The sequence below is a fragment of the Microvirga sp. GCM10011540 genome, assembly GCF_042650665.1.
Classification (GTDB): Bacteria; Pseudomonadota; Alphaproteobacteria; order Rhizobiales; family Beijerinckiaceae; genus Microvirga; species Microvirga lenta.
The window spans coordinates 90,440-115,095 of sequence record NZ_JBHSBQ010000142.1 but is presented as its reverse complement, the minus strand read 5'-3'; the positions used below and the strand labels follow the sequence as shown (position 1 = coordinate 115,095).

Annotated in this window: 24 protein-coding genes; 12 read left to right on the top strand and 12 right to left on the bottom strand. The window is 66.1% G+C overall.

All coding sequences use genetic code 11. The annotated features are described in order from the left end of the window. Window positions 1-17: 17 nt before the first annotated feature. Genes ACFOYU_RS24260 through ACFOYU_RS24250 form a run of 3 tightly spaced genes read right to left on the bottom strand, consistent with a single transcriptional unit; the run spans window position 18 to window position 3,551 of the window. The gene (locus ACFOYU_RS24260; RefSeq protein WP_377035538.1) at window positions 18-1,586 is read right to left on the bottom strand and encodes an MlaD family protein; all 1,569 of its coding nucleotides are present in this window, start codon (window positions 1,584-1,586) and stop codon (window positions 18-20) included. Window positions 1,587-1,594: 8 nt separating this feature from the next. After that, window positions 1,595-2,395: an ABC transporter ATP-binding protein gene (locus tag ACFOYU_RS24255; RefSeq protein WP_226741574.1), complete on the bottom strand. Its 801-nt coding sequence runs from the start codon at window positions 2,393-2,395 to the stop codon at window positions 1,595-1,597. 4 nt (window positions 2,396-2,399) lie between these two features. Next, window positions 2,400-3,551, bottom strand: coding sequence for an MlaE family lipid ABC transporter permease subunit (locus ACFOYU_RS24250; protein ID WP_226741573.1), 1,152 nt, complete (start codon window positions 3,549-3,551; stop codon window positions 2,400-2,402). A 79-nt stretch (window positions 3,552-3,630) separates the two neighbouring features. Here ACFOYU_RS24250 and dgcA point away from each other — a divergent pair, with 79 nt between their 5' ends. Next, window positions 3,631-4,614: an N-acetyl-D-Glu racemase DgcA gene (gene dgcA / locus ACFOYU_RS24245; protein ID WP_377035537.1), complete on the top strand. Its 984-nt coding sequence runs from the start codon at window positions 3,631-3,633 to the stop codon at window positions 4,612-4,614. On the opposite strand, the gene ACFOYU_RS24240 is transcribed toward dgcA, so the two are convergent. Continuing rightward, on the bottom strand, window positions 4,584-5,768 hold the full coding sequence (locus tag ACFOYU_RS24240) for an MFS transporter (RefSeq protein ID WP_377035536.1): 1,185 nt from the start codon (window positions 5,766-5,768) through the stop codon (window positions 4,584-4,586). The genes dgcA and ACFOYU_RS24240 overlap by 31 nt on opposite strands. A 136-nt stretch (window positions 5,769-5,904) precedes the next feature. Between ACFOYU_RS24240 and ACFOYU_RS24235 the strand changes: the two genes are divergently transcribed. Next, entirely contained in the window at window positions 5,905-6,450 is a 546-nt protein-coding gene (locus ACFOYU_RS24235; RefSeq protein WP_377035535.1) for a hypothetical protein, read from the top strand. Here ACFOYU_RS24235 and ACFOYU_RS24230 read toward each other — a convergent pair. Together ACFOYU_RS24230 and ACFOYU_RS24225 are read right to left on the bottom strand one after the other, a co-directional pair. Further along, window positions 6,429-7,466 (bottom strand): glycosyltransferase family 4 protein, encoded by a 1,038-nt coding sequence (locus ACFOYU_RS24230; protein ID WP_377035534.1) that lies wholly within the window; start codon window positions 7,464-7,466, stop codon window positions 6,429-6,431. The two genes, ACFOYU_RS24235 and ACFOYU_RS24230, sit on opposite strands and share 22 nt — an antisense overlap. Further along, complete coding sequence (locus tag ACFOYU_RS24225) at window positions 7,466-8,281, bottom strand: UDP-2,3-diacylglucosamine diphosphatase (protein ID WP_377035533.1); 816 nt, start codon at window positions 8,279-8,281, stop codon at window positions 7,466-7,468. Before ACFOYU_RS24225 ends, ACFOYU_RS24230 begins: the two co-directional genes overlap by 1 nt. A 188-nt stretch (window positions 8,282-8,469) precedes the next feature. Between ACFOYU_RS24225 and ACFOYU_RS24220 the strand changes: the two genes are divergently transcribed. Beyond that, window positions 8,470-9,402, top strand: a complete 933-nt coding sequence (locus tag ACFOYU_RS24220; protein ID WP_226741568.1) for a DMT family transporter — start codon at window positions 8,470-8,472, stop codon at window positions 9,400-9,402. A 122-nt stretch (window positions 9,403-9,524) separates the two neighbouring features. After that, complete coding sequence (locus tag ACFOYU_RS24215) at window positions 9,525-10,142, top strand: helix-turn-helix domain-containing protein (protein WP_226741567.1); 618 nt, start codon at window positions 9,525-9,527, stop codon at window positions 10,140-10,142. A gap of 26 nt (window positions 10,143-10,168) precedes the next feature. On the opposite strand, the gene ACFOYU_RS24210 is transcribed toward ACFOYU_RS24215, so the two are convergent. The 5 genes from ACFOYU_RS24210 to uraH form a co-directional block, all read right to left on the bottom strand. After that, on the bottom strand, window positions 10,169-11,116 hold the full coding sequence (locus ACFOYU_RS24210; RefSeq protein ID WP_226741566.1) for a cytochrome c: 948 nt from the start codon (window positions 11,114-11,116) through the stop codon (window positions 10,169-10,171). A 60-nt stretch (window positions 11,117-11,176) separates the two neighbouring features. Next, window positions 11,177-11,614 carry a cytochrome c gene (locus ACFOYU_RS24205; RefSeq protein WP_226741565.1) on the bottom strand — a complete coding sequence of 146 codons (438 nt, stop codon included), beginning with the start codon at window positions 11,612-11,614 and terminating at the stop codon, window positions 11,177-11,179. Window positions 11,615-11,759: 145 nt separating this feature from the next. Further along, window positions 11,760-12,077, bottom strand: a complete 318-nt coding sequence (locus ACFOYU_RS24200; RefSeq protein ID WP_226741564.1) for a rhodanese-like domain-containing protein — start codon at window positions 12,075-12,077, stop codon at window positions 11,760-11,762. Between the two features lie 75 nt (window positions 12,078-12,152). After that, complete coding sequence (puuE, locus tag ACFOYU_RS24195) at window positions 12,153-13,595, bottom strand: allantoinase PuuE (protein WP_377035532.1); 1,443 nt, start codon at window positions 13,593-13,595, stop codon at window positions 12,153-12,155. 6 nt (window positions 13,596-13,601) lie between these two features. Further along, on the bottom strand, window positions 13,602-13,955 hold the full coding sequence (gene uraH / locus ACFOYU_RS24190) for a hydroxyisourate hydrolase (RefSeq protein WP_377035531.1): 354 nt from the start codon (window positions 13,953-13,955) through the stop codon (window positions 13,602-13,604). Window positions 13,956-14,161: 206 nt separating this feature from the next. Here uraH and ACFOYU_RS24185 point away from each other — a divergent pair, with 206 nt between their 5' ends. The 7 genes from ACFOYU_RS24185 (at window position 14,162) to ligD (ending at window position 23,017) form a co-directional block, all read left to right on the top strand. After that, window positions 14,162-15,388 carry a urate hydroxylase PuuD gene (locus ACFOYU_RS24185; RefSeq protein WP_377035530.1) on the top strand — a complete coding sequence of 409 codons (1,227 nt, stop codon included), beginning with the start codon at window positions 14,162-14,164 and terminating at the stop codon, window positions 15,386-15,388. Between the two features lie 49 nt (window positions 15,389-15,437). Continuing rightward, window positions 15,438-15,872 carry a heme-binding protein gene (locus tag ACFOYU_RS24180; protein ID WP_377035529.1) on the top strand — a complete coding sequence of 145 codons (435 nt, stop codon included), beginning with the start codon at window positions 15,438-15,440 and terminating at the stop codon, window positions 15,870-15,872. A gap of 152 nt (window positions 15,873-16,024) precedes the next feature. Further along, complete coding sequence (locus ACFOYU_RS24175; protein ID WP_226741559.1) at window positions 16,025-17,608, top strand: peptide ABC transporter substrate-binding protein; 1,584 nt, start codon at window positions 16,025-16,027, stop codon at window positions 17,606-17,608. An 86-nt stretch (window positions 17,609-17,694) separates the two neighbouring features. Then, on the top strand, window positions 17,695-18,615 hold the full coding sequence (oppB, locus tag ACFOYU_RS24170) for an oligopeptide ABC transporter permease OppB (protein ID WP_377035528.1): 921 nt from the start codon (window positions 17,695-17,697) through the stop codon (window positions 18,613-18,615). 8 nt (window positions 18,616-18,623) lie between these two features. Continuing rightward, a complete protein-coding gene (locus tag ACFOYU_RS24165; RefSeq protein ID WP_377035527.1) occupies window positions 18,624-19,766 on the top strand; it encodes an ABC transporter permease subunit in 1,143 nt (380 codons plus the stop codon). Window position 19,767: 1 nt separating this feature from the next. Continuing rightward, entirely contained in the window at window positions 19,768-21,408 is a 1,641-nt protein-coding gene (locus tag ACFOYU_RS24160; protein WP_377035526.1) for an ABC transporter ATP-binding protein, read from the top strand. Window positions 21,409-21,448: 40 nt separating this feature from the next. Then, entirely contained in the window at window positions 21,449-23,017 is a 1,569-nt protein-coding gene (gene ligD / locus ACFOYU_RS24155) for a non-homologous end-joining DNA ligase (RefSeq protein ID WP_377035525.1), read from the top strand. A 4-nt stretch (window positions 23,018-23,021) separates the two neighbouring features. Here ligD and ACFOYU_RS24150 read toward each other — a convergent pair whose 3' ends face one another. Next, a complete protein-coding gene (locus ACFOYU_RS24150; protein WP_226741554.1) occupies window positions 23,022-23,657 on the bottom strand; it encodes a glutathione S-transferase family protein in 636 nt (211 codons plus the stop codon). A gap of 139 nt (window positions 23,658-23,796) precedes the next feature. Between ACFOYU_RS24150 and ACFOYU_RS24145 the strand changes: the two genes are divergently transcribed. Further along, complete coding sequence (locus ACFOYU_RS24145) at window positions 23,797-24,621, top strand: polyphosphate kinase 2 family protein (RefSeq protein WP_377035524.1); 825 nt, start codon at window positions 23,797-23,799, stop codon at window positions 24,619-24,621. Window positions 24,622-24,656: the final 35 nt, after the last annotated feature.

The following is a 24,656-nucleotide window of genomic DNA, read 5'->3' as shown; positions in this document are numbered from 1 at the left end:
ACATACTGCTACTAGAACTAACGGCGGCCGTTGTATTCGGGGAGAGACGAACGGCCTCCGAACAGAAACTGCTGTGGATTACGTTCGATGCTCCGGACCGCGCGGCTGATGTCGTTGAGGGTTCTGCGCCCCTCCACGGCAAGAGCCTCGTATTCGCGCAGGCCTGACTCCGTGAAGCGTCCCACGCCTTTCAGGACGCCCTCGGTACGTTCGTTGAGATTGTCGGCCAGCTCGCGAACGGAGTTCGCCGCCTCGCGGATCTGATCGAACGCTCCCCTGCCCGCCTCTCCCGAGGCCGAGCCCAGGAAGCCTTCGGCGCCCTTCAGGACCGCGTCGATCCGGTCTGCGGACCGGTTGAGCTTCTCGGTGATCGAGCGCGCCTCCTGGATCGCCTTGTCCACGTCCGGGCTGCGCCGGCCCAGGGTCTGGGCGAAGGTGTCCACGTTGTCGACCACCCGGCCGACCTTGGTCGCATCGACGGCCTTGGCCAGGTTGGAAATCTCGGTCAGGGCCATGTCGAGCTTGGGCGCCGACTCGTTGAGACGACCCACGAGGCTCGCCGCATCGCGCAGGGCATTGTCGATGGCCTGGCGGTTCTCGGCCAGAGCCTTCGTGAACTCCTCCGTATTCTGGACGATGCGCGCGACCCGCTCGCCGTCGATGGAGCCCACCACCCGATCCACGTTGTCGACGGTGCGGCCGACCTTGGCCGGGTCGATGGTGCGGGTGATGGCGGTGAGATCGGTGAGCGCGGCGTCGAGCTTGGGCGCGGTCTCGTTCAGGCGGCTCGCCAGGCTTGCCGCGTCCCGGAAGGTGTTGTCGATCGCCTCCCGGTTCTGCCCCAGAGCCTCGGTGAAGCTCTCCACGTTCTCCACGATCTTCGCGACGCGCTGCGGCTCCACCGAGCGCACGACCTGGTCGAGGTTGGTCGCGAGGGTCTCCAGCTTCTCGGCCAGCGGCCCCACCTTCTCGGCCGCCTGGCCGACCTGGGCCAGGAAGCGGTCGATGCCCTCCGCATTCTCGCCGAGGGCCTGGGAGAAGCGCTCCACGTTCTGGACGGTGCGGTTGATGCCGCCCTCGTTGTCCGACACGACCCGCCCGACGCGCTCCAGCACGTCGTCGGCCCGGCGGGCGATGTTTCGTGCGGTCTCGATCAGATCCTGGAAGTCGGACCGGTCGGCGAAGATCGTCGGCAGGGGTTGGCCAGGACCGGCCGCTAGGGGCGGCGCGCTGGGCTCGCCACCCGACAGGGCGATGTTGGCGACGCCGGTCAGCCCCTGGTATTCCAGGCGGGCGCGGGTGTCGGTGCGGATGGGGGTGTTGGCGTCGACCTGCACGATCGCCATGACCCTGCGGGGATCCTCCGGCAGGAGGCTGATATCCGTCACCTCGCCGACCCGCAGGCCGTTGAAGGAGGCGGACGAGCCCTTCGAGAGGCCGGAAACCGACCCCGAGAACACCACGCGGATGGTCTGTCTTCCCTGGCCGCGGTCGCCGCCGGAGAACCAATAGACGAAGCCGAACGCCGCCGCGATCACCGCGAGGGTGAACAACCCGATCAAGGCGTAGTTTGCACGCGTTTCCATCACAAACCCTACGAGTCGCTGGCCATGGCCGCGCGAGCCCGTTTTCCATGAAAGTAGGAGCGGAGCCAAGGGTTGTCCGATGCGAGCAACGTCTCGATGGGCCCTTCCGCCAAAATCTTGCCCTCACCCAGAGCCGCGATCCGGTCGCAGACCGTGTAAAGGCTGTCGAGGTCATGGGTTACCATGAATACGGTAAGCCCCAAAGTCCGTTGTAACGTCGCAATCAGCTCGTCGAACTCCCCGGCGCCGATGGGGTCGAGGCCCGAAGTCGGCTCGTCCAGGAACACGATGTCCGGGTCGAGAGCGAGCGCCCGGGCCAGGGCCGCCCGCTTGATCATGCCGCCGGACAGTTCCGAGGGAAGCTTGTCGGCCGCGTCCGGCTTCAGGCCCACCATCTCGATCTTGAGCATCGCCAACTCGTCCAGGAGCCTGTCGGACAGGTTGAGATACTCCCGCATCGGCACTTGCACGTTCTGCTTCACGGTCAGAGCGGAAAATAGGGCGCCCTGCTGGAAAAGAACCCCCCAGCGCCGCTCCAGAAGCCGCCTTTCGGAGGGCGACAAATCGTCCAGGTTGCGGCCCAGCACCTCGATGGTGCCCGCCCGCTTGGGGACGAGCCCCAGGATCGTGCGGGTCAGCACCGACTTGCCCTGGCCGGACGCGCCGACGAAGCCCAGGATCTCGCCCCGGTACACGTCCAGGTCGAGGCCGTTGAGGATGGTCCTGTCCCCGAAGCCGACCTCGACCCCGCGGACGCGAATGACGACCTCGCGGTTCCTGTCGATGGGGAGATGGTGCCGGTCGAGCATCGCTTCAGTACCTGATGGCTGCGAAGAACATGGCGAAGAGGCCATCGAGGACGATGACCATGAAGATCGCCTTTACCACGGACGAGGTCACGTGGCGCCCCAGGGATTCGGCGGAGCCCTCCACCGCCAGCCCTTCGAGGGTGGCGATGATGCCGATGACCAGGGCCATGAAGGGCGCCTTCATGAGCCCGACCAGGAAGGTGTTCATGCTCACCGCCTCGCGCAGGCGGGAGAGGAAGACGTCCGGGCTGACGTCGCCGTAGAGCCATGCCGTCACGCCGCCGCCCGAGAGCGCGGCGATGGACGAGATGAAGGTGAGGAGCGGCAGGCCGATGACGAGGGCGAGGATCCGGGGAACGATCAGGACCTCGATGGGGTCGAGCCCCATGACCCGCAGGGCGTCGATCTCCTCCCGCATCTTCATGGAGCCGATCTCGGCCGTGAAGGCCGAGCCGGACCGGCCGGCCACCATGATGGAGGTGAGGAGCAGGGCGAGTTCGCGCAGGACCAGGATGCCGATCAGGTCCACGACGAAGGGCGTGGCGCCGAAGCGGACCAGCTGGAAGATGCCCTGCTGGGCGACGATGCAGCCCACGAGGAACGAGATCAGCACGATGATCGGCACGCTCCGGTAGGCGATCTGCTCGAGCTGGTTGACCAGCGCCGTGCCCCGGAAGCGCCGGGGATGGACGACGACCCGGATGAGGGCCGAGACGAGCTCCCCCAGGAACGCGACGCCGTCGACCAGATCCTTGCCGGCCCCGGCCATGCTCTTGCCGACGTCGACGAGAAAATCCATGGCCTTGGAATGCCGGGCCTTCGGCTGCTCCTGAAAGCCGCGATAGGCCACCTCGTCGAGCAGGATCTGCTGTTCCGGGCTGGCATTGGCGAAGTCGGCCGCCTGGCCGCGCTCCCCCAGTTCGTGCCGGGTCCGGTCGAGCACCCAGGCGCCGAGGGTGTCCAGACGCTGGACCTCGCCCAAATCGAAGATCACGTGGTGCTGGTCGGCCTCGGCGCCGATCTCGGCCGCGAAGGACTCCACGAGCTCGGCATGCTCCGCGGTCCAGTGGCCGACGATCCGTGCGGTCACCTTGTCCCCAGAACGCTCGATTTTCACTTGCGGCTCTTGAGCCAAGGTGCTCTGCGCCACGATCATCCTTCCGGTATCGATTCCGCTTGGTGATAGCGTGTTGCTACGCCACAAGTCGAGCCGAAGTTGTGGAGAGGCAGAGAGAATGCGCAAGCTCGACGTGACGATTGACCGCTTTCCCATCGCAGGAAAGTTTACGATCGCAAGGGGGTCCCGCACCGAGGCGGTCGTCGTGACGGCGACCATCGGCGAAGACGGGGCCGCCGGCCGTGGAGAATGCGTCCCCTACCCCCGCTACGGCGAGACCGTCGAAGGCGTCGCCGCGGCCATCGAGGCCCTGCGGCCGCAGATCGAGGCCGGGCTGACCCGCGAGGCGCTCCAGAGCGCCATGCCGGCGGGAGCGGCCAGAAACGCGGTCGACTGCGCCCTCTGGGACCTCGACGCCAAGCGCTCCGGCATCCGCGCCCATGTGACGGCCGGGGTCAACCGCTGGCCGCCCGTGACCACCGCCTACACGATCAGCCTCGACACGCCCGAGGCCATGGCGGAAGCGACCGCCCGGGCGGCGGAAAGGCCGATCCTGAAGGTGAAGTTCGGCGGCCCCGGCGGGGATCTCGAACGCATTGCCGCCGTCCGCAAGGCCGCCCCCGACGCCACCCTCATCGCCGACGCCAACGAGGGCTGGACCCGGGAAAACCTCGCCGCCCACCTCGCGGCCTGCGCCGATGCGGGCTACGCCCTGGTGGAGCAGCCCCTCCCCGCCAAGGAGGACGAGTTCCTGCGCGGCATCGACAGGCCGGTGCCGATCCTGGCCGACGAGAGCGTGCACGACCGGCCGAGCCTCGACCGGCTGGTAGGGCTCTACGACGTGATCAACATCAAGCTCGACAAGACCGGCGGCCTGACCGAGGCCCTGGCTTTGGCCGAGGCGGCGGAGGCCAGGGGCTTCTCCCTGATGATCGGCTGCATGGTCGGCACGTCGCTCGCCATGGCTCCGGCCATGGTCCTGGCGCCGCGCGCCCGCTTCGTCGATCTCGACGGCCCTCTCCTGCTGGCGAAGGACCGGGAGCCGGGCCTGACCTATGAGGGCAGCATCGTCTACCCGCCGCTGCCCGCCCTCTGGGGCTGAGCCGGCAGGAGACGGACCGCAAGCAGCGTCAGCACGAAGCCGATGGCGCCGAGAGGCGCCATCGCGGCGAAGACCAGGGCGCCCGCCTCCCGGTAGATCACGCCGCTCACGATGGTGGAGAGCGCCATCACCAGGGCCGCGAGGGTGCCGTAGATGCCCTGCGCCCGCCCGCGGGCATGTGGTGGGGAGAACGCCGTCAGGGCTGCCATGGTCCCGAGATGGGTGGCGCCGAAGGAGAGGCTGTGCATGGCCTGGAGCACGAAGGTCAGGCCGAGGCCCGGATGCAGGGACATGACCGTGAAGCGGATCGCCGCGGCGGCCGATCCGATGAGGATCAGCCCCACGCCCGACCCCTTGCCCACCGCCTGGCCGAGCACGAAGAAGACGACGATCTCGGCGACGACGCCCGCCGCCCAGAGATACCCGATCGTGGCATCGGCGAAGCCTTGGGACTGCCAGTAGATGCTGGCGAAGGCGTTCAGGGCCCCGTGGGTGCCCTGCGTGAGCGCGGCCGCGATCAGAACCAGCCAGAGCACCTTGGGCAGGCCCGGCGCCGCGGACCGCCCCTTGTCGTCGGCGCGAACCGGAGCCTCGGTCGTCTCGGGCCTGACGGCCACGAAGGTCGCCCAGATCCCGAGAAGGGGGATGAGCGAAAGCGCCACGACGACGGCGCCGGCCCCGAACCCTCCCACCAGGTACCCGGCCGCGATGTTGGCCAGGAAGAAGGCCACCGATCCGCAACCGCGGATCCAGCCGTAGTTGAGGCCCGGCCGCCGCTGCACCGCGCCCGTCACCACCAGGTCGTTTCCCGGGATGACCGCCGCCTGCGCAACGGCCACGAGCGCGACGATGGCGATGATCGCCAGGCTGCTCTCCGCCAGCATCAGCAGCGGGAAGCCGACGATCTGGCCCAGATGGCTGCAGAGGAGGAGGCGGCGTGCGCCGAAGGACCTGTCGGCCAGGATCAGGAGCGGGGCCGAAACGAGGATGCGGACGATGATCGGGATGGAGACCACGATCCCGATGATCGTCGGCGGAAGCGCCTTGCTCTGCAGCCAAAGCGGGAAAAAGGGCAGGAACACCCCGATGCTGACGAAGCTCGCAGCCTGCAGCGCGCCGAGGCGGATACCGAAAACGAGGGTGGGTGCGGTCACGGCAAGGTCACCGAAAGGATAGGCGCGACGAAGAACACGGTGAAAATACCGTTAAGGAAGGTGTTGAGGGGTTGAGCTGTCCCCTGCTTTCGACACAATGGGAATCGCGGACCCCGCGGAAAGGGAAGTGTGTAGCATGACGGATGACGAGACGCGCGTCACGTTCAGCAATGCTGATTACGACGCCATCGAAGCCGCCGTCATGGAGACGGCACGGGGCCGCTGGTTCCTGCGCGAATTCGCCCGGCGCAACCGCAATGCGGATACCGAGGCCGTTCTGGCCGCTCTGGGCCGCATCGAGAAGACCGCGCACGACGACGCGGCCGGGCGGACCCTCGACCAGGTCCGGTCCACCTTGCAGGACATGGCGCGGACCATCTCCCGGACGAAGGGCGAGCTCGGCCTCCTCCCCCGCGGCAAGGGCCAGGACGACCTGAGGAACCTCCTCGACCTGGAGGCGCAGGAGCCCCTGAGCGACGAGGAGTTCCAGGCCCTGGCCGAGCAGCGCATCCGGCGGATCATCCAGACCCTGCGCTACCTCGAAGGCCGCATTCACGAGGTGGCGGCCGTCTGCGCTCCCGATCAGCCTGCGCCCGACAAGGAGTCGTCCTTTCCCGAGGCCCCTGGCCTAGCGGACGAGCAGACCCTGCATCCGGGCCCCTATCCCTCGTTCCTGATGTGAGGCCCGCGGTCGGGCTCTTCGTGGGCCGAACCGATATTGGAGAAGAACTGTCGCGCGCTCTCGCGCCAGGTAAAGGTCTCGCCGTAGGCCCGGCATCTGTCCTTCGGGATCTCCAGGGCCGCCAGGGCCGCCTCGCGCAGATCCTCGTCGAGGACCCCGCAGGCCGAGGAGCCGATGACGTCGGCCGGTCCCGTGACCGGAAAGGCCGCGACCGGGAGGCCTGAGGCCAGGGCTTCCAGCAGGACGATGCCGAAGGTGTCCGTGAGGCTCGGAAACACGAAGACGTCCGAGGAGGCATAGACCCGTGCCAGATCCTCTCCGGCGAGGGTGCCCAGGAACCGGGCCTTCGGGTAGCGCCGCTCCAGATCCGCCCGTGCCGGGCCGTCGCCCACGACCACCTTGGTGCCGGGAAGATCGAGGGAAAGGAACGCTTCGATATTCTTCTCGACCGCCACCCGCCCGACGAAAAGGAAGATGGGCGCGCGGTCGTCCAGGATCCGTTCGTGGCGCGGACGGAAGAGCTGCGTGTCCACGCCCCGGGTCCAGCGCCGGATGCGGTGGAAGCCGCGCCCCTCCAGCTCCCGCTCCAGGGAGGGGGTGCTGACCATCATGGCCCGGGCCTCGCGGTGGAACCAGCGCAGCGCCCGATAGGACCAGGCCTTCGGAATGGGCGTCCGGGCGGAGACGTATTCCGGGAAGCGGGTGTGATAGCTCGTGGTGAAGGCGAGGTCCCGCCTGCGGCAGACCAGACGCGCCGCGAGGCCCACAGGGCCTTCCGTCGCGATATGGATGTGCGTGGGGGCGACCTCGTCGAGGACGCGCGCGACCCGTCCCGGCGTCGCCAGGGCCAGCCGGATCTCCGGGTAGGTCGGCATCGGAACGGATCGGAACCGCTCGGGCGTGAGGAAGACGATCTCGGCGCCGAAATGAGGCGCCTCCGCAGCCATGTATTCCAGCGAGCGGACGACCCCGTTCACCTGCGGATGCCAGGCGTCGGTCGCGACGAGGACGCGCATCAGGCGACCCGCGTCCCGGCCAGGGCCGGCACGGACTGAGACCGGCCTTCCGCCTGCGCCTCGGGCTGCTCGGCCCACCGGATCAGCTGCAGGGTGCCGTCGTAGTGCTCGACGACGGCGGTGCAGGATTCCACCCAGTCGCCGGTGTTCACGTAGGCGATGCCGAACCTTACGTGCATGACGGCATGGTGGATATGGCCGCAGATGACCCCGTCCGCCTCCTGCCGCCTCGCCTCCGAGGCGAGAAGGTCCTCGAACCGGCTGATGTAGTTGACGGCGTTCTTCACCCGCAGCTTGGCCCAGGACGAGAGCGACCAATAGGTCAGGCCGAGGCGGCGGCGCAGGATGTTGAGATGGGTGTTGACGAACAGCGCCGCCGTGTAGGCCCCGTCCCCGAGCAGGGCCAGCCAGCGGGCATGGCGCACCACGAGGTCGAACTGGTCCCCGTGGATCACGAGGTAGCGCTTTCCGTCGGCGGTCTCGTGCAGGGCATGGTCGGCCAGCTCGATGCCGCCGAGATTGACCCCGATATAGTCCCGCAGGAACTCGTCGTGGTTGCCGGGGATGTACACCAGCTTGGCGCCCTTCCGGACCTTGCGCAGGAGCTTCTGGACGACGTCGTTGTGGGCCTGGGGCCAGTACCATCCCGATTTGAGCTTCCAGCCGTCGACGATGTCGCCCACGAGATAGATGATGTCGGCGTCGTAGGCCTTCAGGAACGCCAGCAGCGGACCGGCCTGGCACCCCCTGGTGCCCAGATGGAGATCCGACAGGAACAGCGTCCGCACGCGGACGGCCTCGAATGCTTCGGCCATGGGGTCCTCACTCGGCGTGTCCCCCGACCAGACCGGATTCGCGTATCGTGTCTGTGACGTTAGCCTTGCGATTTTGTGACAGTCGCGAACTCTCGCATGTGCCTGACGCAGGGATTTTCCGCCCGAAAGGCCTTCACGGGAGAGCCGCATCGTGTTTGGTTGCGTCTCCAACCGAAGCGACTCACGCCTTGAAACCTCTCCTGGGGATCTCCCTCAAAGTCCTGTCCGCCCTCGTCTTCACGATGATGTCGGCTACGTTGAAGACCCTGATGGCCCGCTACCCCGTCGGAGAGGTGGTCTTCTTCCGTTCGGCCTTCGCCCTGCTTCCGCTCCTGGCCTGGCTGGCCTGGCAAGGGGACCTGATCAACGCCGTGCGGACCGACAACGTGCGCGGTCACTTCCTGCGCGGCCTCATCGGCACCTCGGGCATGTATCTCGGCTTTGCCGCCCTCTCCTACCTGCCGCTCCACGATTCCATCGCCATCGGCTACGCCTCGCCGCTGATCGTCGTGATCCTGGCGGCCCTGCTGCTCAAGGAGAAGGTGCGGGCCTATCGCTGGAGCGCCGTTGGCATCGGCTTCGTCGGCGTCCTGATCATGCTTTCGCCCTACCTGAAGGTCGAGACCTTCACCGGGAGCCTCAGCGGCGGGCCGACCCTCGGCGCGCTCTGCGCGCTGCTGGGCGCCTTCTGCTCCGCCGGGGCCATGATCCAGGTGCGCCGCCTGACGGCGACCGAGAAAACGGGCGCCATCGTCTTCTACTTCTTCATTCTCGCCTCGGCCCTGTCCCTCTGCACCATCGTGCTGGGCTGGCGCATGCCGGACGCCTACGACATGGCCCTGTTCGTCGTCGGCGGCATCCTCGGCGGGATCGGGCAGATCCTGCTGACCCAGAGCTACCGCTTCGCGGATACCTCGATCATCGCGCCGTTCGAATACACCACCATGATCTGGGCGCTCCTGTTCGGCTGGATGGTCTTCGGCGATCTTCCCACCGGCACCATGCTGACCGGCGCCACCATCGTGGCGGGCACGGGCCTCTTCATCGTCTGGCGCGAGCACCAGCTCGGGCTGATGCGAGCCCATGAACTGAAGGCGGCCTCGCCCAAACCGGGCGGCTGACGCCCTGCCGACAGGAAAAGGCGCGCCGCGACACCCCTGGTGCTTGACCCACCCCTGAGGTTGTCCCAAAACCGTTTTGAGGAACGAACGTTCGGTCTTTCAGAACAGGCAAGGCGGGCACGATGGGCGTTGAAGGCAAGGAGCGGAGCCGGGATCTCGAGACCGGCGCTCAGGTTCTATCCGGCCACATGGGCAAGACCATCCAGCGGCTGCGCAAGGCCTACAACCTGTCGCTCTCCGAACTCGCCGAGCAATCGGGCGTGGCGAAATCCATCATCAGCCAGATCGAGCGGAACGAGACGAACCCGACCCTCGCCACCATCTGGCGCCTCAGCCAGGCCCTCGACGTGTCCATCGAGCGGGTTCTCGCCACCAGCGACGAGGAGCCGTTCATCGAGAAATCGTCCAAGGCCGACACGCCGATCCTCGTGTCGGAGGACGGCAAGATGCGCCTTGCCATCATCGGCTGGCTCAAGACCATCGAATGGCTGCAATGGTACGACGTGCAGTCGGAGCCCGGCGGCGTGCTCGATTCCGACAGCCACCAGCGCGGCTCCATCGAGTGCCTCTCGGTGCTGGAGGGCGAGTTCGAGGTCGAGGTCGGCGGTTCCACCCAAAGGGCGAAGACGGGCGAGACCCTGCGCTACCGCTGCGACCGCCCGCACTCGGTCCGCTGCGTCGGCGATGGGCCCGGGCGGGCCACCATGGTCTGCATCCTCAAAGCGGCCGTGATGGACTGACAGCCCGTCCCCAGCTTGTCCACCGATCATTCAGGCCGCTTGTAGCCCTCTCGCTCCGGCAGGGAGAGCAGGTATTCCGCCATGGCCCGACGGTCCGCGTCGGAGAGCTGCGCGGTGTTTGCGACCACCGATCCCATCGGTCCGCCGACCGTGTCGAAGAGCGGGGTTTCCCCCGTTTTCAACAGGGTGGCGATCTCGTCCACAGTCCAGCCCCCGATACCGCTGGAGTGAGGCGTGATGTTGGGAACGGTCCCCCGGCCCTCCGGATCGGGCCCGCCGGCGAATCGGCGCTCCTCGATGATCGCCCCCGCCGCGTTGCGCTCGCTGTGGCACTCGGCGCAATGGCCGGCCCCGTTCACCAGATAGGCGCCCCGGTTCCAGCTCTCGGATTTCGTCGGATCGGGCGTGAAGACGTGCCCGTCGAGGAAGGCGAGCTTCCACAGGCCGACGCCCCGGCGGATATTGTAGGGGAACGGCAGGTCGTGAGCCTGAGCCCGGCCCTCGACAGGCTGAAGGGTCTGAATGAAGGCGAAGACATCGGCGAGATCGGCCGGCGTCATGCGCTGGTAGGACGTGTAGGGAAAGGCCGGATAGTAGTGCCGCCCATCGGGCGAAACGCCCTCCCGCATGGCGCGGATGAACTCTGCCGTGCTCCAGGAACCGATCCCGTCCTGCCTGTGGGGCGAGATGTTGGGAACATGGAAGGTGCCGAAAGGCGAGTTGAGGGCATAGCCGCCCCCCAGCCGCAACTTGTCGTCCTGGTTGGGAGTGGCATGGCAGGAGGTGCATCCGCCGGCGAAGAACAGGGCCCGCCCATTCTCCATGTCGGGTGCCCGGGCCGGATCGATCGCGCCCGCGTCTCCGGCCGCCGCCCCGCCCCGCAGGAGCCGGTACGCGGAGGGAGAGGTCAGGGCGAAGAAGCCGAGCACACCGAATACGACGAGGAGGAGCAGGCCTCCGAGCACCTTGCGCATCACCGAATCTCCAAACGAAACGGGCGGCCGAAAGGCCGCCCGCGTACGATTTACGACGACTTAGGAGCTCTTCTTCCGGAAGTCGTTGTGGCAGGCGCCGCAATTCTGCAGCACCTGGGGCATCTGCGCCTTGAAGGATGCCTCGTCCTTGATGGCGGACATCGCCGTCTGGGCGTCCTGGTGCAGTTCCGTCATGATCGACTCGAACTTCGCCTTGTTCTGCCAGATGGCCGGAAGCGCATCGGTCTTCGGCGCATCCTTGGAGCTTTCGGGCCAGAGGGACTGAGCCTTCTGCGAGTTCTCGGCGAAAACCTTCAGGCCGGCTTGAACCTTCGCGAGGTCGAAGGGCTCCTGACCGCGCAGCATGGCGCCGATGGGACGGGTCTGCGCACCCATCTCCTTCATCAGCTGCTGGCGTTGTTCGACGACGTTGCTCTGCGCGATGGCTGCGGTGACCCCGAGCGCAAGCAAGCTGGCGACGAAGATAGTGCGCTTCATGTAGTTCCCCTCTTATGAGCGCGATCGACGGCTTCCCATTCGAGCCGTCACCGGCGGGAGGATAGTAGTGCACATCTTGCCAAGCTTGAGCACTCTACTTTGGAACAAATCTATGTGAGGTACCCGCGACAATCCGTGGGTGCCCCTATTCCACCGGTTCGCCCGCCGCCGCCCAGTCCTTGAAGCCGCCCTTGTAGTGCTCGCGCACGTCGCGCCCGGCGGCCTGCGCGAACTCGATGGCCCGCAGCGACCTCACGCCCGCGGCGCAGGAAAAGACGATCCGCCTGTCGGTCGGCAGGCTGGAGGGATCGAAGGCCGACAGGGGATGCGAGATCGAGCCCGGGATGTGGCCGGCCGCGAATTCATGGGGCTCCCGGACATCGACCAGATGGATCGATCCCTCGGCCAGTCCCCGCTTGACGTCCTCGCGGTCCAGATCCACGTGTCCGGCTGATGCGCTCATGAAAACTTCTCCCTTGTGGTGGAGAGCATTTAAGGTTCCGGCGGCAGGACCGCAATCCGGCCGGGCGGGACCGCCTCAGGCCAGCGACGAGAACACGTCCGCCAGGGACGGAAGGCGATCCTTCAGCCGCAGGAGGGCGATGAGCTCGATCTGGACGACCGCCGTATCGAATTCCTGGTCCGGGTCGTGCTCCAGCCTTTCCTCGAAGGCGGCGAGGATCTCCTCCTTCGTGCGCCCCTTCACGGCCATGATGAACGGGAAGCCGAATTTGCGCTTGTAGGAATCGTTGAGGGCGAGGAAGCGGTCGCGCTCCTCCTCGGTGAGGCTGTCGAGGCCCGCCGAGGCCTGCTCTCCCCTCGAATCGGCGGTGAGGTCGGCAAGCTTCAGCCGACCCGCGAGGTCGGGATGGGCGCGGATGAGACCGAGCTTCTGTTCCCGGGTTGCGTCCGACAGCACATGGACCATCGACGCGTGCAGCCCCTCGGCCGTGTCCTGGGCCGTGGTGAGGCCGGCATCGTAGGCCCGCTCGGCAATCCAGGGGGAATGCTCGAACACGTCGCCGAACAGCTCCACGAACAGCGACCGGTTCATGGTGCTGGGCTTGAGATCGGCCGGACGGTGGCGCCTGATCCAGTGCCGGGCGATATCGACGCGCCGCGCCACCCAGACCCGGTCGTGGGATGCGACGTAGTCGAGGAAGCGCGCCAGGGCCGCCGCGCGCCCGGGACGGCCGACGAGGCGGCAATGCAGGCCGACCGACATCATCTTCGGGGCCGTCTCGCCCTCCGCGTAGAGCGTGTCGAACGTGTCCTTCAGATAGGCGTAGAACTGATCGCCCGAGTTGAAGCCCTGCGGCGTCGCGAAGCGCATGTCGTTGGCGTCGAGCGTGTAGGGCACGATCAGCTGGGAGTGCCTGCCATGGGTCTCCCAGTAGGGCAGCTCGTCCGCATAGGAGTCCGCGCTGTAGAGGAAGCCGCCCTCCTCCGCCACGAGGCGGTTGGTGTGCTCCGAGGTGCGGCCCGTATACCATCCGAGCGGCCGCTCGCCGGTCACCTCCGTGTGGATGCGGATCGCCTCCTTCAGGTGCGCCCTCTCCTCGTCGGAGGAGAAATCCCGGTAGTCGATCCATTTGAGCCCGTGGCTCGCGATCTCCCAGCCGGCCTCCTTCATGGCCGCGACCGCTTCCGGATTGCGCATGAGGGCCGTCGCGACCCCGTAGACCGTCACCGGCATCCCGCGCTCGGTGAACATGCGCCACAGGCGCCAGAACCCCGCGCGGGAGCCGTATTCGTAGATCGATTCCATGCTCATGTGGCGCTGCCCCGGCCAGGGCGCCGCGCCGACGATCTCGGACAGGAAGGCCTCGGAGGCCCTGTCGCCGTGGAGGATGTTGTTCTCGCCCCCCTCCTCGTAGTTGATCACGAACTGGACGCAGATGCGCGCGTCGTTCGGCCAATGGGGATGGGGCGGATTGCGGCCGTAGCCGACGAGATCGCGGGGATAAGTGGCCTCGGCCATGGTCGATCAGCTTCCTCGATAGGTGGAATAGCTCCAAGGCGAGACGAGGAGCGGCACGTGGTAGTGCTCGAGCGGCTCGGCGATGGAAAAGCGGATGGGCACGATGTCCAGGAACGGCGGATCGGCGGTGGCCGTGCCGATGGACCGGAAATAGGCGCCCACGTGAAAGACGAGTTCGTAGGTGCCCGTGTGGAAGGTCTCGCCGCTCATGAGCGGCCCGTCCGTGCGGCCGTCGTCATTGGTGCGCGTGCGCAGGATCGGACGCCGCCGCTCGCCGTCGATGGCAAAGAGCTCGATCTCCAGGCCCTTGGCGGGCTTGCCGTTGGCTGTATCCAGAACGTGGGTGGACAGGCGGCCCATGGGAACCTCGAAGCAGCGGGGGGAGAACGATCGGACCGGCAGAGCTTTTCGATGCGGCGTACCGCCGTCAAGACGCCGCCGCTCGGGCCGAGGACGAACCCGAGGATTCCCCGTGAGGGAACCTGTTGAAAAAGCCCGCGGCCGGGCCTTTCGCATTCGGCGGTGCCGCCCTAGGCTAGATGTTCCCTATCATTACAAGTGGCCGCATGATCGACCCGCAGATTTCCGAATGGATCAGCCAGATCCTCCGCTGGATCCATGTCATTACCGCGATTGCCTGGATCGGATCGTCCTTCTATTTCATCCACCTGGATCTCAGCCTGAAGAAGAGAGAAGGACTGCCCCAGGGCGTGGGGGGCGAGGCCTGGCAGGTCCATGGCGGCGGCTTCTACAACATGCGCAAGTATTTCGTGGCCCCGCCCGAGATGCCGAAGGAGCTGACCTGGTTCAAGTGGGAGAGCTATTCCACCTGGATCAGCGGCTTCTTCCTGATCGTCTGGATCTACTATCTCCACGCGGATCTCTACACCATCGACCCGGCCGTGCGGGCGCTGGAGCCCTGGCAGGCCGCGGCCATCGGCATCGGCGGCATTCTTCTCAGCTGGCTCGTCTATGAAGGCTTGTGCCGGTCGCCCCTCGGGAAGAACGGGGTCGCCCTCGGCGTGGTGCTCTTCGTCTACATCCTGGCGGCGGCCTTCGCGTTCACGCAGGTCTTCAACGGGCGCGCCGCCTTCCTCCATACGGGGGCCATGATCGCGACCTGGATGTCGGCCAGCGTCTTCTTCGTCATCATTCCCAACCAGAAGAAGGTGGTGGCGGACCTTCTGGCCGGCCGCTCCCCCGATTCGAGGCTCGGCAAGGAAGCCAAGCTGCGCTCGACGCACAACAACTACCTGACGCTGCCGGTCATCTTCCTGATGCTCTCGAATCATTATCCGCTGGCCTGGTCGTCCCGCTACGCGGTCGCCATCATCGGCCTCGTGGTGATCGCGGGAGCGGTGGTGCGGCACTTCTACAATTCCCGCCATGCGGACAAGGGCTCGCCCTGGTGGAGCTGGGGCGTGGCCGCCGCCTGCATCGCCCTGGCGGTCTGGCTCTCCATCATCGGCAAGCCGGGAGAGGCCAACATGGCGGAAGGTCCAGCCGAGGCCTCCCCCGCCGCGATGACGGCCTCCTTCGACGAGGCCGTCCTCACGATCCAGTCCCGCTGCTCCATGTGCCATGCGGCGGAGCCGGTCTGGGAGGGCATTCCGGTCGCCCCCAAGGGCGTGCGCCTCGATACTCCGGAGGAGATCGCCCGCCATGCGGAGCTCATCCGGGTCCAGAGCGTGCTGACCCACGCGATGCCGCCCAACAACATCACCGAAATGACCCTGGACGAGCGCAAGGTCGTGGCGGCGTGGCTCGCGCAGAAAGACGCCGCCTCTCGCTAGGCGGCCTGAAACGCTGCTCTATAACCCACTGAAACAAAAGGGGATCGGATTGTCCGAACTTGCTCTGGAAACCGCTCAAGCCATCGCCGACGCCACCCTCAGGGCCGGCCGGGAGAAGGGCTTCAAGCCCCTGTCGGTGGTCGTCTACGACGCCCGCGGCGCCGTGAAGGTCCTCCTGTCGGAGGACGGCACCAGCCTCAAGCGGGCCGAGATCGCCATGGGCAAGGCCTATGGCGCCCTGGCCGTCGGCCTGGGCTCGCGGGCCCTGCACAAGATGGCGGTGGACCGCCCCCATTTCATCGCCGGAGTAACCCACGCGACCGGCAACCTGCTCGTGCCGGTGCCCGGCGGTGTCCTGATCAAGGATTCACAGGGAAATACTCTCGGGGCGGTCGGCGTTTCGGGCGACACCTCGGACAACGACGAGATCGCCGCGACAGCCGGAATCGAGGCCGCGGGCCTGATCTTCGATACCGGAGCCTAGGGCCCCGAGCACCTCGCTCCCCCGTTCGTCCAGCCGATTGAATAGTACTGGACATGAACAGTTGTTTGAACAACAAATGGGATAAGGTTTCGCCTGATGGTTGAAGCCGAAACAATTCGAAACCTAGGAATAACAGTAAAGGGAACGCGTCAATGTCCTGGTTGAAACGCACGGCTCTGGCAGCCGTCGCAACGGCAGCCCTCATGGGCGCCGCTTCGGCTGAAGTCGTCTATAATCGCGGTAACACCGGCGAGCCCGAGACTCTCGACACCCACAAGACCTCGACCGTGCAGGAAGCCCACATCCTGCGCGACCTGCTCGAAGGTCTCGTGACCTACAACGCCAAGGGCGAGGCCGTGCCCGGCCAAGCCGCGAAGTGGGAAGTCAGCGACGACGGCACGACCTACCGCTTCACCCTGCGCGACGGCCTCAAGTGGTCCAACGGCGATCCGGTAAAGGCTTCGGACTTCGTCTATTCCTACCGCCGCATCATGAATCCGGAGACGGGCGCGAAATACGCGAACATCCTGTACCCGATCAAGAACGCCGAGAAGATCAACAAGGGTCAGGCCAAGGTCGAGGAACTCGGCGTCAAGGCCATCGACGACAAGACCGTCGAGATCACCCTGGAGCAGCCGACCCCCTACTTCATCGAGCTTCTCACCCACCAGACCAGCCTTCCCGTTCATCAGGCCTCCGTCGAGAAGTTCGGCAAGGACTTCGTGAAGCCGGGCAACATGGTGACGAACGGCGCCTACAAGCTCGCCGAGTTCGTGCCGAACTCGCACATCAAGCTCACGAAGAACGAGCACTATCACGGCGCGAAGGACGTGCAGATCGACACGGTCAACGTCATTCCGCATCCGGATCTCGCCGCGGCCGTGCGCCGGTACGAGGCGGGCGAGCTGGACTCGATGGACGAGCTTCCGGCCGACCAGATCAAGTCGCTCAAGGAGCGCTTCAAGGATCAGGTCAAGCTCGGCCCGTATCTCGGCACGTGGTATCTCGTGACGAATTCGTCGAAGGCTCCCTTCAACGACGTGCGCGTGCGCCAGGCCCTCTCCATGGCGATCGACCGCGAGTTCATCGCGAGCGAGATCTGGGGCGAGACGATGCAGCCGGGTTATTCGTTCATGCCGCCGGGCGTGGGCAATTACAGCCAGCCCGCCTACATGGACTACAAGGACGTGTCCCCCATCGACCGTGAGGACAAGGCCAAGGCCCTCCTCAAGGAAGCCGGGTTCGACGAGAGCAAGCCGCTGAAGGTCCAGATCCGCTACAACACCACGGACAACAACCGCAACAGCGTCATCGCCATCGCCGACCAGTGGAAGCAGATCGGCGTCGAGACGTCCTTCATCAACACGGACGGCAAGACCCACTTCGCCCATCTGCGCGACGGCGGCGACTTCGACATCGCCCGCTACGGCTGGATCGCCGATTATTCGGACCCGAACAACTTCCTGTTCCTGCTCAAGAGCGACAACAAGGGCTTCAACTACGGCAAGTACAACAATCCGGAGTTCGACAAGCTCCTGGAGCAGGCCGCCAAGGAGTTGGACCTGACCAAGCGCGCCGACATCATGAAGAAGGCCGAGGCGATCCTCATGAAGGACATGCCCTGGATCCCGATCATGTACTACGGCAAGAGCAACCTGATCTCGCCGAAGATCAAGGGCTTCGTGCAGAACACCCGCGGCGTCTATCCGACCCGCTTCCTCTCGAAGACGCAGTGAGTTTTCGCTGAGCAAGGGGCGGCCTGTGCTGCAGGCCGCCCTATTTTTTTAGCCGTTCACGCGTTCTCAAGTGGGAGGAGCCTGCCTTGCTCTCCTTCATCTTCCGCCGATTCCTCTCGGCGATCCCGACGCTGTTCATCATCGTCACCATCTCGTTCTTCCTGATCCGGCTCGCCCCCGGCGGCCCGTTCGATCTCGAGCGCCCGCTCGAGGCGAAGGTGATGGAGAACCTGAACCGGATCTACCAGCTCGACCGCCCGCTGATCGAGCAGTACTGGCTCTACCTGAGCGCCGTGATGCAGGGCGATTTCGGCCCGTCCTTCATCCTGCGCGACTTCAGCGTGGCGGAGCTTTTCGCCCGCGGCCTGCCGATTTCCATGACCCTCGGCGCCCTCGCCCTGACCGTTGCGGTCCTCGTCGGCGGAACCCTCGGCGCCATCGCGGCCCTTCGCCAGAACAGCGCCATCGACTATCTGGTGACGGGCACGGGCGCCCTCGGCCTGACCATTCCGAACTTCGTCGTGGCCCCCATCCTTCAGATCGTGTTCGGGCTTGCGCTGGCCTGGCTGCCGGTGGCGGGCTGGGCCGACGGGAGCCCCCGCAATCTCATCCTGCCGGTCATCGTGCTGGCCCTGCCGCAGATCGCCGTCGTCGCGCGCATGACCCGGGCGGCCATGATCGAGAACCTGCGCTCCAACCACATCCGCACCCTCCGGTCCCTCGGCCTGCCCCTGCGGGTGATCGTGGCGCATGCCCTTCGCGGCGCGGCCCTGCCGGTGGTGTCCTATCTCGGCCCGGCGGCCGCCGCGCTCCTGACCGGGTCCGTGGTGGTGGAGACCATCTTCGGCCTGCCCGGCATCGGCCGCTACTTCGTCGAAGGGGCCCTCAACCGTGACTACACGCTCGTCATGGGCACCGTGGTCGTCGTCGCCGTCTTCGTTCTCCTGTTCAACCTCGTGGTCGATATCCTCTACGCCCTTATCGATCCGCGCATCCGCTACGATTGAGACGTGCCATGGCCCAAGGCGCTGTACTTCCCGTCGAAACCATGAAGGGCACGGTGACCGGGCGCTCCCTCTGGGCCGAGGCCCGGGGCCGCCTCGTGCGCAACCGCGCCGCCCTCACCAGCATCATCGTGCTCGCGCTCATCGCCATCGCGTGCATCTTCGGCCCCTACGTGACCGGCCACCCCTTCGACAGGGTCTATACGGATTACGTGAAGGTCCCGGCCAGCCTTGAGGCCTATCCCAAGGCGGACCAGATCGAGCCCAACATCGCACGGATCGGCTCGCGCGTGAGGGCGAAGCCCGAGAGCATCGCCATCGACGGCGACGTCGCCCATGTCACCCTCGTGAGTTCGAGCAGCCGCCCCATCGACGAGAGGCTTCTGGCCTATTTCGAACGCTCGGACCTGTTCGGCCCCGCCCAGGTGGTCGAGCGCCAGGACGAGGGCCGGCGGCTCCTCGTCGACGTGCCGATCCGGCGGCAGTATTTCTTCTTCGGCACCGACACCAACGGGCGCGATCTCCTCACCCGCACCATGAAGGCCGGGCAGATCTCGCTTGCGATCGGACTGCTCGCCACCTTCGTGGCGATCCTCATCGGCGTGATCTACGGCGCGACCTCCGGCTATCTGGGCGGGCGGGTCGACCTGGTGATGATGCGAATCGTCGACATCCTCTACTCCCTGCCCTTCATCTTCTTCGTGATCATGCTGGTCGTGTTCTTCGGCCGGAACTTCGTCCTGATGTTCATTGCGGTCGGCGCCGTCGAATGGCTCGACATGGCCCGCATCGTCCGGGGGCAGACCCTTTCGATCAAGCGGCAGGAATACGTCCAGGCCGCCGAGGCGCTGGGGGTCGAGACGCGCGGCATCATCCGCCGTCACGTGATCCCCAACGCGCTCGGGCCGGTGGTCGTCTACATGACGCTTCTGGTGCCCAAGGTGATCCTGCTGGAGAGCTTCCTGTCCTTCCTGGGACTCGGCGTGCAGGAGCCGAACACCAGCCTCGGCGTCCTCATCTCGGAAGGCGCCAAGAACATCCAGGGCGCCACCTGGATGCTGATCTATCCCTCCATCACGCTCGTCGCGATCCTGTTCTGCCTCAACTTCATCGGCGATGGCCTGCGCGACGCGCTCGACCCGAAGGACCGCTGACATGGCCGAACCCGTTCTCTCGGTCCGCAATCTTCACGTCCGGTTCCGCACCGGAGACGGCATTCTCCATGCGGTGAAGGGCATCGACCTGGATGTGAACCCCGGGGAAACCGTGGCCATCGTGGGCGAATCCGGCTCGGGCAAGAGCCAGACCATGATGTCGGTCATGGGGCTCCTGGCCTCCAACGGCTGGGCGGAAGGCTCCGTGAAGTATCGCGGCGACGAGCTGGTGGGGCTTTCCCCCGACAAGCTCAACCGCTATCGCGGCTCCAAGCTCACCATGATCTTCCAGGAGCCGATGACGTCCCTCGATCCCCTCTACCGGATCGGCGACCAGCTGGCCCTGCCCCTGACCACCCATGGAGGCCTGAGCAAGTCGAAGGCCCGGGCCCGGGCCATCGAGCTCCTGGAGCTCGTCCGCATTCCGGACCCGGCCCGGCGCATCGACGCCTATCCCCATGAGCTGTCGGGGGGCCAGCGCCAGCGCGTGATGATCGCCATGGCGCTCGCCAATAACCCGGACGTGCTGATCGCCGACGAGCCGACCACGGCTCTCGACGTGACGGTGCAGGCGAAGATCCTCGAACTGCTCGGCGACCTGCAGAAGCGCCTCGGCATGTCCATCGTGTTCATCACCCACGATCTGGGCATCGTGCGCCGTTTCGCGGACCGCACCTACGTCATGAAGCGCGGCGAGGTCGTGGAGAGCGGCATCACGCAGGACATCTTCACGGCACCCAAGCATCCCTACACGCAGATGCTGATCGATGCCGAGCCGACCGGACGCAAGGAGCCGGTCTCGATGAACGCGCCCCTCGTGCTGGACGCCCGCAACATCGAGGTTCAATTCGTCCTCAAGTCCGGCCTGTTCGGCCGCGGGAGTCATGTGCTTCGCGCGGTCGACGGGGTCAGCCTGTCGGTGCGGACGGGCGAGACGGTCGGCGTGGTGGGCGAGTCCGGCTCGGGCAAGTCCACGCTCGGCCGGGCCGTCCTGAAGCTCCTGCCGGCCTCCGGCACGGTGCGGTTCGAGGACCGGAACCTCATGCCCCTCGACCGGAGCGGGATGCGGCCCTTGCGGCGCCACCTGCAGCTCGTGTTCCAGGACCCCTTCGGTTCGCTTTCCCCCCGCATGACCGCCGGCGAGATCGTGACCGAGGGCCTTCTCGTGCACGAGCCGAGCATCTCGCGGAAGGAGCGTGACCGGCGCGCCGCCCAGGCCTTCGAGGAGGTCCGTCTCGATCCGGCCTGGCGCAACCGCTTCCCGCACGAGTTCTCCGGCGGCCAGCGCCAGCGCATCGCCATCGCCCGTGCCATGATCCTGCATCCCAAGCTCGTGGTGCTCGACGAGCCGACCTCGGCCCTCGACCGGTCGGTCCAGAAGGAGATCGTCGAGCTGCTGCGCGACCTGCAGCAGGCGCACGGGCTGGCCTATATCTTCATCAGCCACGATCTCGCGGTGGTGCGCGCACTCTCCGACGAGATCATGGTGATGAAGAGCGGCAAGGTGGTGGAGCGCGGCACGGCCGAGGAGATCTTCGACCGGCCGAAGGAGGAATACACCCGCGATCTCATCGCGGCGGCCTTCCTGCACGAGCGCACCCCCGGCACGGCTCCGGTCGCGGGCGAGCCGCTCGCCTCCTGAGCCTGGAACCGAATGCCCGGCGCGGATTTGACTCCGCGCCATGGCAAAGCTCGCGCCCTATCGCGCCAAGCGCGATTTCACCAAGACCTCCGAACCGAAGGGAAAGGCCTCCCGCCGGACGGGGGCCGCCTTCGTCGTCCAGAAGCACGACGCTTCGCGTCTGCACTACGATTTCCGCCTGGAGCTCGGCGGCGTGCTGAAGAGCTGGGCCGTCGCCAAGGGTCCGAGCCTGGTCAAGGGCGAGAAGCGCCTCGCTGTCCATGTCGAGGACCACCCGGTCGAGTACGGCGACTTCGAAGGCGCCATCCCCGAAGGTCAGTATGGCGGCGGCACCGTCCTCTTGTGGGACCAGGGAACCTGGGAGCCCGAGGGCGACGCGGAGGAGGCCTATGCCAAGGGCCGCCTCACCTTCCGCCTGAACGGCGAGAAGCTGCATGGCTCGTGGCACCTGGTCCGCATGGGAAAACGCCCGCGCGAGCGTCAGGAATCCTGGTTGCTGATCAAGGCGGAGGACGAGTTCGCCCGCGGCGAGGACGAGCCCGACATCCTGCAGGAGGCACCGCTCTCGGTCAAAACCGGCCGGTCCATCGAGGAGATCTCGGGCAAGCCGAAGTCGCCGTCGAAAGCAAAGGCGACGAGGAAAACCGCGAGCAAGGCGAAGCCGAAGGCCGCCGAACGATCATCCCCCGCCAGGAAGGCCAAGGACGATCACCGGGTGGAGGTGGCCGGCATCTCCCTGTCCCATCCGGACCGTGTGCTGTGGGAGGAGCAGGGCCTGACCAAGCAGCAACTGGCGGAGTTCTACGTGGACATCGCCGAGTGGCTCCTGCCGCATCTGGTCGAGCGTCCGCTGACGCTGATCCGCTGCCCATCGGGCGCGCAGAAGAAGTGTTTCGTCCAGCGCCATTCCTGGGCCGGCATGAGCGATGCCGTTCATCGGGCAATGGTTCCCGACGATGGGGGCGAGCAGGAGATCCTGCTGGTCAGGGACATCCAGAGCGTCGTGGCTCTCGTCCAGTCCGGCGTCCTGGAGATGCATGTCTGGGGCGCCACCCTCGGCGACCTCGAAAAGCCCGACCGCCTCATCTTCGATCTCGACCCCGGCGAGAGCGTGGATTGGCCGCTCGTGATCGAAGGGGCCGGCGCGGTGCGCGAGCGCCTGAAAGGCGTCGGTCTCGACAGCTTCGTCAAGACGACCGGCGGCAAGGGCCTTCATGTGGTGGCACCGCTGACGCCGCGTGCCCCGTGGAAGGACGCGCTGGCCTTCACGCGGGAGATGGCCGAGGCCATGGCCGCCGACGAGCCTGACCGCTACACGACCACGTCCGTGAAGAGCGAACGCGAAGGCCGGATCTTCATCGACTATCTGCGCAACAACCGCGAGGCCTCTGCGGTCGCGCCCTATTCGACGCGCTCCCGCCCGGGTGCGCCCATCGCCACGCCGGTGGCGTGGGAGGAGCTGTCGCCGAAGCTCAAGCCGAACGGCTTCACGGTTCAGAACCTGCGCAAGCGTCTTGCCTCGTTGAAGCGAGACCCTTGGGCGGACATGCGAGCGGTCGAGCAGACCCTGCCGGAGCGCAGGCGCACCCGGCGCGCATCGAAGGGTTGATGCGTCAGATCAAAGGCTCCTGAATGCCTTCGACCTTGAACGCCTCCTGCACTGCAGGGCGTGCCAGCACCCGATCGGCGAAAGCCTTGAGGTTCGGGATCGAACGCGGCGGGCGCGGCATTCCCCGCCCCCAGCGGATGAGCATCAGGAGGAAGAGATCGGCTGCGGAGAACCGGTCCCCCAACAGCCACTGCCTGTCCCCGATCTGATCGGAAATCACGTCGAACATGCGGTTGAGGCGTTGCTCCGCGGCCTGCTTCACGCTCGCCGCCGCCGCCTCGTCGCTCACGTGCTCATGCGGGTAGAACCATGCCCGGTATTCGGCCTGGGGCGTATTGGTGAGATGGACCATCCACTTGTAGAACTCCCCCCTCTCGGCCGTGCCGACAGCGGGAGCGAGACCGGCTTCCGGAAACTTGTCGACGAGGTGGAGCGCGACCGCCGCCGTTTCGAACAGGACGAGATCGCCGTCGACGAGAACGGGGATGCGACCGTTGGGATTGAGCTTGAGATAATCCGGGCTCTTCTGGGCGTTCTGCGCCCTGTCCACGAGACGAAGCTCGAAAGGCGCTCCGATTTCCCGCAGCATCATGTGCGGCAGCAGGCTGGCATTGCCGGGGAAATAATAGAGAGCGAGCATTCCTTTGCCTTCCGGTCTCGTGGCGATGTCTCTTGGTAAGGTTGGGCGGACGACGAGTAAAGATGGGTCCGGGCGCCATCCAGACCTTCCTTTCGCATCGCCCCGCTCTATCGTCTTGTCGCACGTCAGGAGGGCAGGAATGCTGGACCAACCGCAGGAACTGATCGAGAAGCTTCTGGTGAAGCCCGGCACGCCTGTCGATCTGAAACAGCGGGACCCTCGCGACAAGTGCGGGTTCGGAGACGACAAGGAGACGAAGGCCGCAACGGAGATGCTGGCGCGGGAGATCGACGCGCTCCAGGATCGTCTCTACGCGGAGGGGCAGCGTGCGCTCCTCGTCATTCTCCAGGGAACGGACACGTCGGGCAAGGACGGCACCATTCGCGGCGTCTTCAATGCGACGGGGCCTCTCGGCGTTTCCGTCACGGCCTTCAGGCCGCCGTCGGAGATCGAGCGGGCGCACGATTACCTCTGGCGCGTCCACGCGGCCGTTCCGAGGCGCGGCACCATCGGCATCTTCAACCGCTCGCATTACGAGGAAGTGCTGATCGCGAGGGTGCGAGGCTTTGCCCCGAAGGAAACGATCGAACAGCGCTACGACCAGATCAACAATTTCGAGAAGATGCTGGTCGAAAACGGCACCGTCATCCTCAAATTCATGCTCCACATTTCCAAGAAGGAGCAGGCGGAACGGCTGCAGGAGCGCCTCGACAACCCGAAGAAGCACTGGAAGTTCAGCCCGGGCGATCTCGACGACCGGGAACACTGGGACGACTTCCAGGATGCCTACGAGACGATGCTCAACCGGTGCTCGACGCCCTGGGCGCCTTGGCACGTGGTCCCGGCAGACCGGAAATGGGTGCGCAACGCCGCCATCGCCACTATCGTGAAGGCCACTCTCGAAGGCATGAATCCGCAATATCCAACGGTTTCATGGAATCCCAGCGACTTCACGGTCACCTGACCCGTTTCCGCGGACCCCGGGACCCAATCCACAAC

Bases quoted from the DNA above. Each gene is read 5' to 3' on its own strand.
- ACFOYU_RS24260 (WP_377035538.1), bottom strand. From the start codon at position 1,586: ATGGAAACGCGTGCAAACTACGCCTTGATCGGGTTGTTCACCCTCGCG.
- ACFOYU_RS24255 (WP_226741574.1), bottom strand. From the start codon at position 2,395: ATGCTCGACCGGCACCATCTCCCCATCGACAGGAACCGCGAGGTCGTC.
- ACFOYU_RS24250 (WP_226741573.1), bottom strand. From the start codon at position 3,551: ATGATCGTGGCGCAGAGCACCTTGGCTCAAGAGCCGCAAGTGAAAATC.
- dgcA (WP_377035537.1), top strand. From the start codon at position 3,631: ATGCGCAAGCTCGACGTGACGATTGACCGCTTTCCCATCGCAGGAAAG.
- ACFOYU_RS24235 (WP_377035535.1), top strand. From the start codon at position 5,905: ATGACGGATGACGAGACGCGCGTCACGTTCAGCAATGCTGATTACGAC.
- ACFOYU_RS24230 (WP_377035534.1), bottom strand. From the start codon at position 7,466: ATGCGCGTCCTCGTCGCGACCGACGCCTGGCATCCGCAGGTGAACGGG.
- ACFOYU_RS24225 (WP_377035533.1), bottom strand. From the start codon at position 8,281: ATGGCCGAAGCATTCGAGGCCGTCCGCGTGCGGACGCTGTTCCTGTCG.
- ACFOYU_RS24215 (WP_226741567.1), top strand. From the start codon at position 9,525: ATGGGCGTTGAAGGCAAGGAGCGGAGCCGGGATCTCGAGACCGGCGCT.
- ACFOYU_RS24210 (WP_226741566.1), bottom strand. From the start codon at position 11,116: ATGCGCAAGGTGCTCGGAGGCCTGCTCCTCCTCGTCGTATTCGGTGTG.
- ACFOYU_RS24205 (WP_226741565.1), bottom strand. From the start codon at position 11,614: ATGAAGCGCACTATCTTCGTCGCCAGCTTGCTTGCGCTCGGGGTCACC.
- ACFOYU_RS24200 (WP_226741564.1), bottom strand. From the start codon at position 12,077: ATGAGCGCATCAGCCGGACACGTGGATCTGGACCGCGAGGACGTCAAG.
- puuE (WP_377035532.1), bottom strand. From the start codon at position 13,595: ATGGCCGAGGCCACTTATCCCCGCGATCTCGTCGGCTACGGCCGCAAT.
- uraH (WP_377035531.1), bottom strand. From the start codon at position 13,955: ATGGGCCGCCTGTCCACCCACGTTCTGGATACAGCCAACGGCAAGCCC.
- ACFOYU_RS24185 (WP_377035530.1), top strand. From the start codon at position 14,162: ATGATCGACCCGCAGATTTCCGAATGGATCAGCCAGATCCTCCGCTGG.
- ACFOYU_RS24175 (WP_226741559.1), top strand. From the start codon at position 16,025: ATGTCCTGGTTGAAACGCACGGCTCTGGCAGCCGTCGCAACGGCAGCC.
- ACFOYU_RS24165 (WP_377035527.1), top strand. From the start codon at position 18,624: ATGGCCCAAGGCGCTGTACTTCCCGTCGAAACCATGAAGGGCACGGTG.
- ACFOYU_RS24160 (WP_377035526.1), top strand. From the start codon at position 19,768: ATGGCCGAACCCGTTCTCTCGGTCCGCAATCTTCACGTCCGGTTCCGC.
- ligD (WP_377035525.1), top strand. From the start codon at position 21,449: ATGGCAAAGCTCGCGCCCTATCGCGCCAAGCGCGATTTCACCAAGACC.
- ACFOYU_RS24150 (WP_226741554.1), bottom strand. From the start codon at position 23,657: ATGCTCGCTCTCTATTATTTCCCCGGCAATGCCAGCCTGCTGCCGCAC.
- ACFOYU_RS24145 (WP_377035524.1), top strand. From the start codon at position 23,797: ATGCTGGACCAACCGCAGGAACTGATCGAGAAGCTTCTGGTGAAGCCC.